Consider the following 16,040-nt stretch of genomic DNA (forward strand, 5'->3'; position numbering starts at 1 on the left):
TATCTATTTCACATTTTTATATAATCAGCTTCTAGCATCATCATTTTAATCATGCTTTTTCTCAGACTGATCAAGGGTTATCGAGCTTGATGATTTCACCTTCTTCTGGCGGTATAAATCATGGCTAGAAGCCCGCATAAATGACCATGCAAGTAAAACAATGATAAAGATTACTGGAAATCCTGCGACAATACTGGCGGTTTGTAATGCCTCCAGCCCTCCAATAAACATCAGAGCCATCGGTAGAATCATTAATACAAATGCCCAAAAGATTCGATGCCAACGCATTGGTTCCCCAGCAACAATTCGCCTTTGCGCAACGGAAGCTAAAATATAAGATGCCGAATCAAATGTTGTTGCTAAGAAAATAATCGCCAAGACGGTGAATACCGGAATAATCAACCATGAAATAGGTAATTGATCCAAAATCGCAATAATCGCTGCCGGCGCACCGTAATTATCCATAAAGCCAATCACATCAAACGAACCTGACAATTGTAGATAAAGCCCAAAATTTCCTAAAATCCCAAAGAATAACACACTACCTAGCGTACCGTATACTAACGTTCCCAGTATCATTTCTTTAATGGTACGTCCTCTAGATATTCTTGCCACAAACAATCCTACGAACGGGGCGTATACTACCCACCATGCCCAATAAAAAATCGTCCATGTCTCAGGAAAACCAGTTCCTTCTGTTCCTGGGATATTCGCAAGTGGTTCCAACCAAGTAGCCATATTGAAAAAGTTATTGGCAATCATACCAAGGCTTGTGAATGTCATTTCACTAATAAATAGGGTTGGACCAAAAATAAAAACAAAGATTAAGATAAAAAATACCAGCCAAATATTTAAATCACTTAGCACTTTGATTCCTTTATTGATCCCCGAATAAGAGCTAAACGCAAAGATAGCCGTACAAATTAACATAATGACTGCTTGCATGCCTAACGTAACAGGAATATTGGTAACATGATTAATCCCTTCCGCAATCATTGGTGTACCAAGTGCTAAAGTAGTACCGGCACCGCCAAGGAGACCAAAGATGAATAATACATCGACAAGTACTCCTAAAGGTCCATCGGCGTATTTTCCAATAACGGGTCTTGTCGCTTCACTAATTTTTAGCACAGGCTTTTTACGGACATAATAGAAATATCCAATAGGCAATGCTGGTAATGTATAAAAAGACCAAGCAATCGGTCCCCAATGAAAGATCCCGTAACTTGCTGCCCAATTAATTGCCTCTTCTGATTCTGGGTTGATTCCAAATGGAGGACCTTGGTAATAATAAGCCCATTCAATCAAACCCCAATATAAAATACTGGAACCGATCCCGGCTGAGAAAAGCATGGCAGCCCATGAGAAGGTTTTGAATTCTTTTTTTGTTTCTCTACCCCCTAGCTTAATTTTACCGCTTTTACTGAAAGCAACATAAAGCAGGAAGGTCAATATACCAAGTCCTAATATTAAATAGAGAATACCAAAATTCCCTGTTACAAATTCGTTGGCTTGACTGATAACTTCAGCTCCAGCTTCTGGAAATAGAATTAACGGAATAACAACACTAAGCAAAATAACTAATGAAAAAATAAAAGTTGGCCAATCGATTAACCGTTTGTTCATAAATTCCTCTCCTGTTCGTTTGATAGTCTTCCATTATGTACAGCTTGTTCAACATCACGGAAGAAAACAGATGATTATGCAAGCGTTTTTCACTTGCTTCCCTTATCGTCTGTAAACTCTATAGCTTTTATTCTGAGAACACTTTCATCCGTGTTTGTTGAAGGATGGTCTTCATTTATTCTTTCATTCGATGACAATACCATGCATTTGGTCTGGCTGCAGGGATCAGACCTTGTTACGAAAAAGATATCATTTCTTATGTTATACGTTAACTTGTTAATCGTCAAGTTTATTGGTTAATTTTTACTTTTATGGTTAAAACGTTATTTTATCGTGTTGACAATACGAAAAACCAGGCAACCCCCCGCCCGGTCCTTTATTACTATATAAGTTGAACGTATAAATGTAAAAAAAAAACCGAGTGACAGGCAAGTCTTTGCTCGCATTATTTCCAGATAATACCTTGTTTGACCCATTCGTGTGAATGACCATTCACACGCCTTTCAGCTCCTCTGAAAGGTAGCGGTATGAGAGATAACCAGAAAATAAATGCATTTATTCCTTGGTTATCTCCTCAAAGCGCGTAAATGGATCAAGAGCACCTATCCGATCCATGAGATACGATTGCATTTCACTTATATCATCAAAAGAACCGGCTGACTACGATAAGGAGGGACTATGTTAATTAAGTAGACTACTTTACGGAGTGATGAGTTTGATCGTTTTATCTGTGGATATGGTTTAGAGGCATTGTTATACACATATAATCTCTGAAAATAACGACTCGGCAACTTCCCCGCATCCGGCTTAACAAAAATCCGGTTTGTTCAAGACCAACATGGTGCTACACGAAAAAAGCCCCCCATTGTTTGGAGGCTTCTTCTCTGCTATCATTATTTTTGCATATTGAAATGATCAATGGTGTAACTATTGCCCTTGCATCTCTTCAAATTTATAAGATATACATGATAGCGCATATAACGACGCTGTTTCCGTACGCAAGATTCTTGGACCTAAGCGGACAGCAGAAAAACCAGACTGCTTTAATGCTTCTGCTTCTGCTTGACTGAAACCACCTTCTGGACCAATGCAAAGCAAAACGTTTTCCGCTTGTTTCAGCTTGGAGAGGTAATAATCAAATGTTTGTGAGTTAGAGGTACGCGTCTCTTCCTCATAAGCAAAAAGGCAGCAATCATACATGGAACGTCGATCAATTAATTGCTGAACAGATATCACCTCATCAACCGAGGGAATCACATTGCGGTGGGATTGCTCACTGGCTTCCTTCACAATTTTCCGCCATCTGTCTAGCTTTTTTACTACTTTTTTTTGATCCCATTTAGCTACGGAACGATCCGCTTGAAAAGGAATAAAGGAGGATGCACCTAGTTCGGTACCTTTTTGTAGAATGGTCTCCCACTTATCTCCCTTTGGTATTCCTTGAGCGATCGTCACAGATACGGGCAGTTCAACTGTCTCATTTAACCATTCTTTTACCCGCGCCTCAATAGTTTCATCTGTAATGGACATCACTTCACAAACGGCCGCTTGTCCATTGTTTTGGCTGGCAATAAATGATTCGCCTGGCTTCATACGCATCACATGCACGATATGATGAAAGTCTTCCCCATCAACGATAAGCGTTTGCTCTTGCCAATTATTCGCCTCAATAAAATAACGCTGCAACCTATACCCTACTTTCTTCAGGCTTTTGAGCGATTATGGAAATCCAATCTTCCATCTGGTTTACTTCTAAAATGATAAACCCTGCGTTTTCTAAGCCTTCTTTAACCGCCTGTTTTTTCTTCTGGATAATACCGGAAGTAATAAATAATCCGCCTGGTTTAAGCGTATTTATCGCATTTGTTTCAAAACGTAAGATGATCTCTGCCAGAATATTAGCGACAATCACATCTGCCTTTACCTGAACATGCTCTAATAAGTTATTCTGCTTAACCGTTACATTGTCCTGAACCTTGTTAACCTTTACGTTCAACCTTGTACTTTGAACAGCAACATCGTCCAAATCATAGGCATAAACATGGTTAGCACCTAACTGTACCGCAGCAATACTCAACACCCCTGAACCACAGCCTACATCGATGACGGTATCATCCTTTTCAACAAAACGCTCTAATGCCTGAACACTTAAAACCGTGGTCGGATGCGTCCCCGTACCAAAGGCCATACCAGGATCGAGTTCGATAATAAGCTCATCTGATGAAACAGGCTGATAATCTTCCCACGTTGGGGTGATGGTAAATCGCTCGGATATCTTGGCGGGTTTGTAGTATTTCTTCCACGCTGTTGCCCAATCCTCTTCATTAACTTCACTCATCGTGATTTTGTTTAGACCGATATCAATATCATAAAGCAGCAAATTGTTAATGGCTTGTTTAATCTCTGAAACGGTTTCCCCCAAAAAGCTGTTCACTGGTAAATACGCTTTTAGACGAACCCCTTCTTCTGGATAATCATCTGGGTTAAGATCATATATTTCACCATATTGACCTTCCCAGTCTCTCTCCAAATCTTGACGATCCTCAATCACCAATCCGCTAGCTCCTGCCTCATGAATAATATTAGATATCGGCTCAATCGCTTCATTTGTCGTATAGATACACAGCTCTGTCCACTTCAAGCAGATCAACTCACTTTACTTTTTATTTGCTACAGAACCGTCCAAAAGGTACAGCATAAAAGTCATGCTGCCCTTCTGATCGGATGAAGCTGGATCCTTTATTCTCCTTTAAATGCGCGTTTTACTCGCTGAAAAAAGCTATCTTCATGTTCATCAGTTGGCTGATTCCCACTAATTTCATTGAATTCTCGTAATAATTCTTTTTGCCGGTCACTTAAACTAGACGGAGTAATTACTCGTATTTGAACATGCTGATCACCATGACCATATCCTCGTACATTCGGAACCCCTTTTCCTTTTAATCGGAACGTTTTCCCTGTTTGTGTACCAGCTGGTATTTTTAATTTTACCTTGCCATGGACAGTCGGTACCTCAATCTCATCTCCAAGAGCTGCCTGTGCAAATGTAATCGGCATTTCACAGTAGATATTATCTCCCTCTCTTTGATAAAATTCATGTGGTTTCACTTGAATAACAACATATAAGTCACCTGCTGGACCACCGTTAATACCAGGTTCTCCTTGACCACCCACTCTGATTTGCTGACCATCATCAATACCTGCTGGGATGCTAATGTGGATTTTTTTGGATTTCTTCACTTTACCAGAACCATGGCATGTCGTACATTTGTCTTTAATGATTTTACCGGTACCTTGACAATAGTGGCATACACGACGGTTAACTACCCTGCCAAACGGCGTGTTCTGCTCTACATTTAACTGACCACTTCCATTACAATGACTACAGGTTTCTGGATGTGTACCAGGTTTGGCACCTGTTCCTTGACAGGTTTCACATTCTTCTTCTTTCGGAATATGAATATCGGTTTCTTTACCAAAAATAACGTCTTCAAACTCTAAGGTCATCGCATATTGTAAATCGTTACCCTGTTGTGGTGCGTTGGGATCGCGACGACGACCTCCACCGAAGAACATATCAAAAATATCTCCGAAGCCACCAAAATCTTCTCCACCGCCAAATCCGCCTTGGCTTTGTGGACCGGCATGACCGAACTGATCATATTGTGCCCGACTCTGATCATCACTTAATGCTTCATAAGCCTCTTTAGCCTCTTTAAACTTAGCGTCAGCACCTTCTTCCTTGTTCACATCTGGGTGATACTTCCTGGCAAGTTTTCGATAAGCCTTTTTTATTTCATCTTTTGAGGCATCTTTTGATACCCCTAATACCTCGTAGTAATCTCGTTTACTCACTGACAAATCACACTCCCGCTCATTGGTTGCATAAATCTTATCATAACATTGAATAATCATGATAAGCAACACTATTTGCTTTATTATCGCTAATATGGAAAAAGTCAAAGCCATTTACTGACTTTGACTTTTTCCTTTCTGTCTCAAATGGTGCTTACTTTTTATCCTCGTCATCAACTTCTTCATAGTCAGCGTCTACTACATCATCATTTGCCTGCTGATCTTGTCCTTCACCAGCACCACCTGCTTGTTGCTGCTGTTGCGCTGCTTGCTCATACAATTTTGTTGTTAAGGTTTGTACTTCTTGTTCTAAGGCTTCTTTCTTGGCTTTAATATCCTCTGTATCTTCACCTTCTAACGCCTGTTTTAATTCATCCTTGGCTGCTTCAGCTTTTTGTTTTTCATCATCGGAAACGTTGTCGCCCAAGTCTTTTAACGTCTTATCTGTTTGGAAAACCAATTGATCCGCTTCGTTACGAAGATCGATTTCCTCGCGGCGTTGCTTATCTGCCTCGGCATTCTCTTCGGCGTCTTTTACCATTTGTTCTACTTCTTCATCAGAAAGACCAGAAGAAGATTTAATCGTAATAGACTGTTCTTTGTTGGTACCTAAATCTTTGGCACGGACACTTACAATACCATTGGCATCAATATCAAAGGAAACTTCAATTTGTGGTACCCCTCTTGGTGCTGATGGGATATCTGCTAATTGAAAACGTCCTAATGTCTTGTTGTCAGCTGCCATTTCACGTTCCCCTTGCAACACGTGAATGTCTACTGCCGTTTGATTATCCGCTGCAGTGGAGAACACTTGGGAATGGCTCGTTGGGATCGTGGTATTACGTTCAATTAATTTCGTTGTAACACCGCCCATTGTTTCAATACCTAAAGAAAGTGGTGTGACATCTAATAAGAGTACGTCTTTTACATCACCTTGTAATACCCCGCCTTGAATGGCTGCACCTAGCGCAACCACTTCATCTGGGTTTACTCCTTTTGATGGCTCTTTGCCGATTTCTTTTTGAATCATTTCTTGTACGGCCGGGATACGAGTAGAACCACCCACAAGGATAACTTTATCAATTTGACTTGGAGAAAGATCCGCATCTTTTAATGCCTGGCGTGTTGGCCCCATCGTTTTTTCTACTAATCCAGCAGAAAGTTCATCAAATTTAGCACGTGTTACCGTCATTTCTAAGTGTAATGGACCCGCGTCTCCAGCAGTGATAAATGGCAAGGAGATTTGTGTCTGGGTCACACCTGATAAATCTTTTTTCGCTTTTTCTGCGGCATCTTTTAGACGTTGTACCGCCATCTTATCTTGGCTTAGATCAATACCGTTTTCTTTCTTAAACTCGGCAACCATATGATCGATGAGCACTTGGTCAAAATCATCCCCGCCTAAACGGTTATTCCCTGCAGAAGCAATTACTTCAAATGCTCCGTCACCGATATCTAAGATAGAAACATCAAAGGTACCGCCACCAAGGTCATATACTAAAATGGTTTGATCTTCTTCTGCTTTATCAATACCATATGCCAAGGACGCTGCCGTTGGTTCATTAATAATACGCTCTACTTCCAGACCAGCAATTTTACCGGCATCTTTTGTTGCTTGACGCTCCGCATCGTTAAAATAAGCTGGTACCGTAATAACGGCTTTTTCTACCGTATCGCCTAAATAGTCTTCAGCGTATGATTTTAAGTGCTGCAAGATGATCGCAGAAACTTCTTGAGGTGTATATTCTTTTCCTTCAATTTCCACTTTATAATCTGTACCCATATGGCGTTTGATCGATTGAATGGTATTTGGGTTGGTAATCGCTTGACGCTTGGCTACTTCCCCAATTTGGCGTTCACCGTTTTTAAACGATACGACAGAAGGTGTGGTACGGTTTCCTTCTGGATTAGGGATAACCTTTGATTCGCCACCTTCCATTACTGCTACACATGAGTTTGTTGTACCTAAGTCAATTCCTATAATTTTTGCCACTTTCAAAATCCTCCTTCACAAATGTATGTAAGGTCTATTTATTGGTTTACTTTTACCATAGCCGGTCGAATGACGCGGTCTTTTAATAAATAGCCTTTTTGCATAGTTTCGACAATTTGATTTGATTCGTACCCTTCTTCATCAACTTGCATCACAGCTTGATGAAGGGTTGGATCGAATTCACCACTAGTGTCTATTTCTGTAACCTCTTCATTATCAAGTACGGTCTTTAATTGACGATAAACCATCTCGATTCCTTCTACCACACTTTTGGCTTGTGGGTCATCCACATCAACCTGAAGTGCTCGTTCAAAGTTATCTAATACGGGTAAAAGATCCGTCACAATCGCCTGTGATTTATACTTTAAATCAGCTTGTTTTTCTTTCTGTGTTCGTTTCCTGAAATTATCATATTCAGCTTGAACACGCAACAAACGATTTTGTAGATCTTCTTTCTCTTCTTGCAATTGCTCGTAAGCTGCTTCACTGACTACTTCTTGTGTCTCTTCTGTATCCGTGATTATTTCTTGTTCTGGTTCTTCTACGCTTTCCTCTTGTTGAGTTTCTTCTTTTTGTTTTACATCTTTCTCTTCCACACAAATCACCTCCTAATCCTACTAAAAACCATTTAATGATATTTGCTATCTTTGTAATAAAACCATTGTATAGCTAAACACATTTTTAAGAATTACGCAACTATTATTCACGCACGATAAAAGAGTACGGGAAGACCATACCCTTTTATCATTACTTCACCTGCTATAAAACGCAGACCGTTTATCCGCTTGGCTACGTCTAAAACGAAGGGATAACGACCTACTGCGCTATTGATTTCAGTACCATGAGTTAAATGTTTTACTCAACTGTCCTGACAATACATTTAATACAGATACAACTTTAGAATATTCCATCCTTGTAGGTCCTAACAGAGCAATTGTTCCTAACTGCTTACCACCTAAAGAATAGGTGGCGGTTATTAAGCTGCAATCCTGCATAGCCGCCATTTCATTTTCTTGACCTATGGAAACCTTAATTCCTTTACTAGAAGATTGTAATAACTTGGCAATTTCCTCTTCCTTTTCCATAATCGAGAACAGGGATTGAATCTTATCGATATCATGAAACTCCGGTTGTAACATCATGTTTGTCTTTCCATCCATATAGAGTTTCGCCGGCTGTTTTTCCAGCAAGGCTTCCTTTAGGTAATTGTAGGTTACATCCAGATTAGATGTATGTTGCTGTAATAACAAGGCTACCTCACCATATAGCTTTTGTTCTAACTGTATAATCGGTATACCTGTTAACCGATCATTCAAAATATTGACCAGTTTTTCCAGGTCCGATGTTTTCAGCATTTGTGGCACATTAAAATAACGATGCTCCACATGCCCTGTGTTGGTAACCAAAATCGCTACCGCAGAATGATCGGACAGGCTGACAATCTGAATCTGCTTTAATGTCGCTTCAAACACTTGTGGACCTAAAACAATTGACGTGTAGCTTGTTATATCAGAAAGAACCTTAGCAGATTGCTGAACTACCTTTTCAAATTCAACCATACCACGAGTAAAAGCGTGCTGAATAACTCCCATCTCTTGACTAGATAGCCGAAATGGCATCATTAAATGATCGACATAAAAACGATAGCCCTGTTCTGAAGGAACCCTCCCGGAAGACGTATGTGTCTTCTCAATAAAACCTAACTCCTCTAGATCCGCCATCTCATTACGAATCGTCGCCGGGCTTGAAGATATGTTCTCCTTCTTGGCTATGGCTCGCGATCCGATGGGCTGTGCGGTCTGGATGAACTCATCAATAATGACTTGTAATACTTGAATTTGCCTTTCTGAAAGCATCGATGATCACCTCTGTTAGCACTCTTTGTACTTGAGTGCTAAATCTACTTTATAAATTATCAAATCCAGCGATGATTGTCAAATAGGATACATTCAAATGGTGAATTTTTTTCTAAAGACGTACTTTTGCGTCATCGTCTATTAAAAAGGCTTGGAAAACCTCATTACCAAAAGGTTTGCCTGCTTCCGTTAATCTAACTGTCTGTTTGTCCATCGTTAGCCATTCTCGCTGAATGAGCTGATCGAGTTCTTTTTCGTAAACGTGTTCTATCGATATACCATACTTTTGCTCAAAGGCTTGACGTCTTACTCCCTCTGTTTTACGCAATCCGAGGAACATTTCTTCTTCGATTTGTTCTTTGCGGCTGATCCTCTCAATATGAAGAATCGGTTTGCCGCTTTGATTAGCTTCGTATACATACTTCGGAAATGGCCGAATGTTAATAATTCGCTCTCCGGGTAAATAACCATGGGAACCAGCGCCAAAACCATAATAGTGTTGATTATTCCAATAAGTGAGATTATGTTGACTTTCATAACCTGGCTTGGCAAAATTACTAATTTCATATTGTACAATCCCATTATTACGCATCTTTTCTCGTAAAAGGGCGTACATGTCTGCTTCGATTTCTTCCGGCGGCTTCGTAAGCTTCCCTTGCATATATCGTTGATAGAAAATCGTTTTTGGTTCAATTTGCAAGGAATAGGCCGAATAATGCGGTAATTGAAACTGTAAAGCCTCTTCCAGTGATCGCTCAAAATGGTTGATGGACTGATTAGGCAAGCTGTACATCAGATCAATACTAATATTAGAGATGCCTGTTCTGATTAGGTCATTTACATTCTGGTAGACATCCTTTGTTCGATGCAATCTACCCAATTGTGCTAACATATCGTTGTCAAAGTCTTGTACTCCCATGGAGATTCGATTGACACCATGATTTTTTAATATGTTGATTTTTTCCAAAGTCAAATCACCTGGATTCGCTTCAAACGTATATTCTTCAACGGCATTAATGTCAAAGTAATACTCGATGATTTGAACTAATTTGGTTAATTGCTGATTATTTAAAGCAGTGGGTGTACCTCCACCGACAAAAATGGTTTTCATTTGCTGCTTCGGAGTCTGGATATAGGCCTTTATCTCATTATTTAAGGCCACCAAATAGTCATCAGCCATTTTTTCTTCGTAAAAGAATTTGGTGAAGTCACAATAATGACAGATTTTCTCACAGAACGGGATGTGTATATAGACGGAAGAAACCATGCTTGTCCTCCTTAAATATGGAATCAGTGATATGTTACATGCATGCTCATTATCTCATTTGCCAAACAACACCTGCTACAACATTATAACACGCACGGCACATGAAAAACCCCTGCCATTGGACAAGGGAAACAATCAAATAACACTATATTATTCTATAATATTTACTTGGATTTGTCGATGATAACAGGCTACAAAGCGCTTGTTTTATCATTAATGTAGGGTTAATTGGGAGCATCGGACTGTTGTACTGCTTTTTTTAATTCAGACATACGAAAATGCTGACCAGGACAATCGATACGTATCAAATCTTCATGAGCGACGATATCTTTAACAGAAAGATTAGTTAACTGGCTGATTAACCATCTATTTAATGCAGCACCGGCCATTAGTTGTGCGTCAGTCATCGTTTGTTTACTAAAATCGCCTTGATAGCCGATTCCTAATGTTGTCTCATTATACTCCTGGCAATGAGCGCCGATATGCCAGCCGCGTCCTTGATAGATCGTACCATCAAATGCTATCCACCAATTATATCCAATCCCGTACTCCCCCTTCCCGTTGACATGATACTTATGCACATCATAAATATCCCAAGTCGGATGTCCTGTATGATGCTGGACAAGCTTCTTGATCTTTCTTGGCTTCAAACGGAAAAGAGTTCCTGTAAAAGATAGTTCAGGGTCCACGATGGCTGGTTTTATAATCATTAACATCCCCTCCCTATTTTCCATGTATATAAAAAAGCAGCTAATCCGCTTGGACTAGCTACCCATTTCCCTACTGAATTGATGATGAAGACTATCAAACAAGTGAGAAAGTCTGGTTGTGTCTCAACAAAACGTAGATGCTGTCGTTATAAAAACCAGCTGTTGAAGGAAAAAACATTAAGGTGAGACTATATTTTTCAATCATCATCCATCTCAAGAACCGCCATAAATGCTTCCTGGGGAACTTCAACCGATCCCACCATTTTCATTCGTTTCTTTCCTTCTTTTTGTTTTTCAAGCAGTTTTCGTTTCCGGGATATGTCCCCACCGTAACACTTGCTCAATACGTTCTTGCGCATCGCTTTGATATTGGTTCGAGCGATGATCTTATTTCCAATAGCTGCCTGAATAGGTACCTCAAACTGTTGCCTTGGTATCAGCTTCTTTAGTTTATCAGCGATCGTTTTGCCGCGATCAAAGGCAAAATCACGGTGCACAATAAATGATAAAGCATCAATCGTATCCCCATTTAATAAAATATCCATTTTCACAAGATCAGAGGTCTGATAACCAATTAAATCATAATCAAGGGAGGCATATCCTTTTGTTTGTGATTTCAGTTGATCAAAGAAATCATAAACAATTTCAGACAATGGAATTTCATAGACAACATTTACACGATTATCATCCAGATATTGCATGTCCATAAAATTACCACGTTTTTTCTGGCAAATTTCCATGACTGGTCCGACAAAATCATTAGGAACCATGATCGTCGCCTTCACGAAAGGTTCTTGTACTTCTTGAACCGACTGATTATCCGGCATAAACGATGGGTTGTCAATCTCTAATTCTTCCCCATCTGTTTTAATCACCTGATAAATCACACTTGGCGCCGTTGTGATCAGATCAATATTAAACTCTCGTTCGATTCGTTCTTGAATGATCTCCATATGTAATAACCCAAGAAAACCACAACGGAAACCGAAACCTAAAGCTTGTGAAGTTTCCGCTTCATATTGCAGGGAAGAATCATTTAGTTCCAAACGTTCTAATGCCTCACGCAGATCATTATATCGATCGGCATCTACTGGATAGAGTCCGCAAAATACCATTGGATTTAAACGACGATAGCCCGGTAAAGGCTCATCAGCAGGACGATTGGCTAAGGTGATGGTATCCCCGACACGGCTGTCGCCTACGTTTTTTATAGAAGCAGTTAAATAACCTACATCCCCCACGCAAAGTTCCTCTTGCTGAACTGGCTTTGGGTTAAAAACCCCAACCTCATTTACTTCAAATTCTTTGCCGGTTGCCATCATTTTTATCTTATCTCCGACTTTAACAGATCCTTCTTTCACACAAATATACGCTATAACACCGCGGTAAGGATCATATAATGAATCAAATATTAATGCCTTTAACGGGGCATCTTGATCTCCAGATGGAGCAGGAATCTTTTCTACGATTTGTGTTAAGATCTCTTCAATCCCAATACCGGATTTGGCACTGGCAAGAATAGCTTCATCACCATCAATTCCAATAATATCTGTTATTTCCTGCTTCACCCTTTCCGGATCTGCACTTGGTAAGTCCACTTTGTTAATCACCGGAATGATTTCTAAGTCATTATCCAAAGCCAGATACACATTGGCCAGTGTTTGTGCCTCAATGCCTTGTGCCGCATCGACAACAAGGATAGCCCCTTCACATGCCGCTAGGCTGCGTGATACTTCATAGGTGAAGTCTACATGCCCCGGGGTGTCAATTAAATGAAATAAATAGTCATCGCCAGCTTCTGGTGAATATTTTAACTGCACGGCATTTAATTTTATAGTAATCCCACGCTCACGTTCTAAATCCATGGCGTCTAGAAACTGTTCCTTCATCTCACGCGTCGTAAGTGCCTTGGTCTTCTCCAGAATTCGATCTGCCAGGGTGGATTTCCCGTGATCAATGTGTGCAATAATGGAAAAGTTACGGACTTTACTTTGATCTCTCATGTTCGTCAATGTCATTCAACTCCTATATTCGTCCACAATCCTAGCATTGATTATAGCAGTCCATTCCCTGATATTCAATAGATATATCCAAGACATAGCTGGCTTCTTGACAGATTTAAAAGAGAGCATCCACAATTGCATAAGTTGCTCCCATCAATTGATCAGAGATATGACGTACAATCGCCGCCCCGCTCTCAGCCGTTTGATGCAAAACAGTGGATTCTATTTCATCTGCTGCCGGTGATTCTTCTATTTCTAATTCTTCGATAACCGTCTCGCGGTTCACCACGTCGTCGGTTTCCGTTACCTCCTCTGTCGTATCTGCTGGTGCGGTATGTGCTGGTGATGAATGGGTAGTGCCTAAATACAAACCAAAGGAAAATACAAGACAAGTGAGTAACATACAAAGAAAAAATTTCATGCTATTCCTCCTCATTAGGATTGGATACCTTTTCTGCTTCCCAATAAAATTCACTAAAAATTTCTGCAAATGCCTCGGATGTATTAAAAAGCTCTTCCATGGTATTGTCCACACCACCAAACTCCAGCGTTAGGGCATTATCCGACAGATCCTGGTTATATACCCCATTTCGCCCTTCTCCGCCATACTTTTCAATTCCCCTGCTGAGCCCAGGATAGTGTTTTTCCAATAAGTCTTGTAGTTGTTTAGCCAGTTCAAAATTACGTTCAAAATTAGGGTTATCTCCACCGATTACAATCATCAGCCTTGCGTAAGAATCCCCATCAATCTCTGCCGTTGTGACTTCTTTTCGCTGACTGTCACGGTGTATATCAAACACATACTTCAAGTCTCGATTATCGGTTAATGCAGCCTCCACTACCTCTTTAGAGGCACGGTAAGAGTCCGTTGAATAGTTCCACCCTTTTTCATTTAGCAAAGAACCGATGTCCGTTTGTTCAAAAGCCGCTCCAATACCTTGATTTCCTAAATCTTTGGCTAGTTGTTCACTTATTTTCATCACGTTCACTTCATGATGGAAGGCATCGTTCGGTTCATTGGTGTCTGGCAAGTAAGGCAGAAAGGATTCACGATTATGTGTATTATATAGATATACCACATCCTTATCGACTTGTTGCTGCTCTTGCTTATCGCCTTGCTTTTCTTCTGGAGTTGTGGCATTACGTTCTTCTAATACGACATCTAGAGGTGGTGTTGACTCGGCTGTGAGGTTGGTATAATCAGTTCCTTCACCTGCAATCAAGATTTTACGATCATACATTTCAAATCCAGGTATTTCTCTGCCTAACAAACTGCGAATGTCATGTGGGCGAAGATTTGTGCCTAATTCAAAGGCAATCTTCCACATATCAATAGGGGGATTTTCCTCAGGTAATGCTTTGTTGAAGATTCGATTTTCCATCGTCATTAAGGAAAGGTAATGAAGTTCTGAAATATTACTAGTCCATTTTTTTACCATATTGGAACTCATCCGATAGCTTGGGTCTACACTCGTTAATGCTCCGATAAGAATAAACATAGCAAAAAAAAGCGTAATAAATGTGGAGATCCAAACGATCAATTGATGTTTTGAAAAAAGAAATACATGTCTTCTTGGTTTTTTCATTGCATTTTCTACCTCCTCTACCACATTTACTAGAGCATATGTAGAGGAGATAGAGAATAGAACTTATCTGGTAAAAGAAGCAAAATTTTTGATATTTACCTTTTCATGCATAGCGGCATTAATGGCAGCCGCAAGCAAATGGGACATATCTTGAATATAACCGTCTATTTCCTTTGGCGTTACCATCAGATTTTGTCCTAATGGGGTCAATACTTCTTGCATAAGCGCTCGTTTCTCTTGCTCATTTAAGGCTCCTATCATCCCGAAAATCTTTTCTCGTTCTTCCGCAGATGGCAGTTCCATATCGGAAAGAGAATAATCGCCGAAGGATAAACCAGCAGGGGTGAGCGATTTAGATGGTTTATCTTTCTCTTTCCATTCTTTCACAATGTGTTTCAAGACATAATCAATCGCATCACTAGTAATCGTCACCGCATCTACCACGGTAGGCACACCAATAGCAAAAACAGGCACACCAAGACTCGCTTTTGATAATTCTTTCCTTTTGTTTCCTACTCCTGAACCTGGATGAATTCCGGCATCGGACAGTTGAATAGTAGCATTCACTCGCTCAATCGATCGGGAAGCTAAGGCATCGATGGCCACTACAAAATCCGGCTGATACTTTTCCATGACTCCAGTAATAATGTCACTCGTCTCTATCCCTGTTACACCAAGTACACCTGGGGACATAATGGCAACCCTTCGATACCCATCTTCTACATATTGGGGCTCATGTTCAAATAGATGATTGGTAACGAGTATTTTTTCTAAGGCTAACGGTCCTAGTGCATCAGGTGTGACGTGCCGATTACCCAGCCCTACAATTAACCCTGTTGCTTCTTTGTTAATCTGATTTTTCTCCATCAATTCTAATAATTGCTTTGCTACTACTGTGGCTGTTTCCTCTTGTGAAACCGTATCTTGCTTCTTGATCGCTTCGGAATAAATGGTGCGATAAGATCCAGGACTTTTGCCAATTTGTTCTGCCCCTTCTTCATCCACCTCCACTTCGGTAACCTGAATATTCCCTTCCTGAAATTCGTTTGTCTTCACACCAGCGATTGTTTTTCTTTTGCTTTTTTCCTGATTTACATACATATCCTTTGCCTCGACTGCTAGATCTGTTCTTACCTCGAATTTT

Annotated in this window: 13 protein-coding genes; all 13 read right to left on the bottom strand. The window is 40.2% G+C overall.

Annotation, left to right across the window (positions count from 1 at the left end):
- Positions 1-45: 45 nt before the first annotated feature.
- The 13 genes from BN6556_RS17915 to gpr all read right to left on the bottom strand — a co-directional run bounded on the left by BN6556_RS17915 (position 46) and on the right by gpr (position 15,997).
- Positions 46-1,626 (bottom strand): BCCT family transporter, encoded by a 1,581-nt coding sequence (locus tag BN6556_RS17915; RefSeq protein WP_066194162.1) that lies wholly within the window; start codon positions 1,624-1,626, stop codon positions 46-48.
- Positions 1,627-2,553: 927 nt separating this feature from the next.
- Positions 2,554-3,312, bottom strand: a complete 759-nt coding sequence (locus BN6556_RS17920) for a 16S rRNA (uracil(1498)-N(3))-methyltransferase (RefSeq protein ID WP_066194164.1) — start codon at positions 3,310-3,312, stop codon at positions 2,554-2,556.
- A 1-nt stretch (position 3,313) separates the two neighbouring features.
- The gene (prmA, locus tag BN6556_RS17925) at positions 3,314-4,267 is read right to left on the bottom strand and encodes a 50S ribosomal protein L11 methyltransferase (protein WP_066194167.1); all 954 of its coding nucleotides are present in this window, start codon (positions 4,265-4,267) and stop codon (positions 3,314-3,316) included.
- A gap of 98 nt (positions 4,268-4,365) precedes the next feature.
- A complete protein-coding gene (dnaJ, locus tag BN6556_RS17930) occupies positions 4,366-5,481 on the bottom strand; it encodes a molecular chaperone DnaJ (protein ID WP_066196591.1) in 1,116 nt (371 codons plus the stop codon).
- A gap of 154 nt (positions 5,482-5,635) precedes the next feature.
- The gene (gene dnaK / locus BN6556_RS17935; protein ID WP_066194170.1) at positions 5,636-7,474 is read right to left on the bottom strand and encodes a molecular chaperone DnaK; all 1,839 of its coding nucleotides are present in this window, start codon (positions 7,472-7,474) and stop codon (positions 5,636-5,638) included.
- A gap of 38 nt (positions 7,475-7,512) precedes the next feature.
- A complete protein-coding gene (grpE, locus tag BN6556_RS17940; RefSeq protein ID WP_066194174.1) occupies positions 7,513-8,070 on the bottom strand; it encodes a nucleotide exchange factor GrpE in 558 nt (185 codons plus the stop codon).
- Between the two features lie 237 nt (positions 8,071-8,307).
- Complete coding sequence (hrcA, locus tag BN6556_RS17945) at positions 8,308-9,330, bottom strand: heat-inducible transcriptional repressor HrcA (protein WP_066194176.1); 1,023 nt, start codon at positions 9,328-9,330, stop codon at positions 8,308-8,310.
- 112 nt (positions 9,331-9,442) lie between these two features.
- Positions 9,443-10,597 carry a radical SAM family heme chaperone HemW gene (gene hemW / locus BN6556_RS17950; RefSeq protein ID WP_066194179.1) on the bottom strand — a complete coding sequence of 385 codons (1,155 nt, stop codon included), beginning with the start codon at positions 10,595-10,597 and terminating at the stop codon, positions 9,443-9,445.
- Between the two features lie 224 nt (positions 10,598-10,821).
- Positions 10,822-11,307 carry a peptidoglycan recognition protein family protein gene (locus BN6556_RS17955; protein WP_066194181.1) on the bottom strand — a complete coding sequence of 162 codons (486 nt, stop codon included), beginning with the start codon at positions 11,305-11,307 and terminating at the stop codon, positions 10,822-10,824.
- A 197-nt stretch (positions 11,308-11,504) separates the two neighbouring features.
- Positions 11,505-13,310 (bottom strand): translation elongation factor 4, encoded by a 1,806-nt coding sequence (lepA, locus tag BN6556_RS17960; RefSeq protein WP_066196593.1) that lies wholly within the window; start codon positions 13,308-13,310, stop codon positions 11,505-11,507.
- A gap of 115 nt (positions 13,311-13,425) precedes the next feature.
- On the bottom strand, positions 13,426-13,731 hold the full coding sequence (locus BN6556_RS17965; RefSeq protein WP_066194184.1) for a hypothetical protein: 306 nt from the start codon (positions 13,729-13,731) through the stop codon (positions 13,426-13,428).
- Between the two features lies 1 nt (position 13,732).
- A complete protein-coding gene (gene spoIIP, locus BN6556_RS17970) occupies positions 13,733-14,896 on the bottom strand; it encodes a stage II sporulation protein P (protein ID WP_066194187.1) in 1,164 nt (387 codons plus the stop codon).
- Between the two features lie 63 nt (positions 14,897-14,959).
- Positions 14,960-15,997 (bottom strand): GPR endopeptidase, encoded by a 1,038-nt coding sequence (gpr, locus tag BN6556_RS17975; protein ID WP_066196596.1) that lies wholly within the window; start codon positions 15,995-15,997, stop codon positions 14,960-14,962.
- Positions 15,998-16,040: the final 43 nt, after the last annotated feature.

Origin of the sequence: Gracilibacillus timonensis, assembly GCF_900086715.1 — a bacterium.
GTDB lineage: Bacteria > Bacillota > Bacilli > Bacillales > Amphibacillaceae > Gracilibacillus > Gracilibacillus timonensis.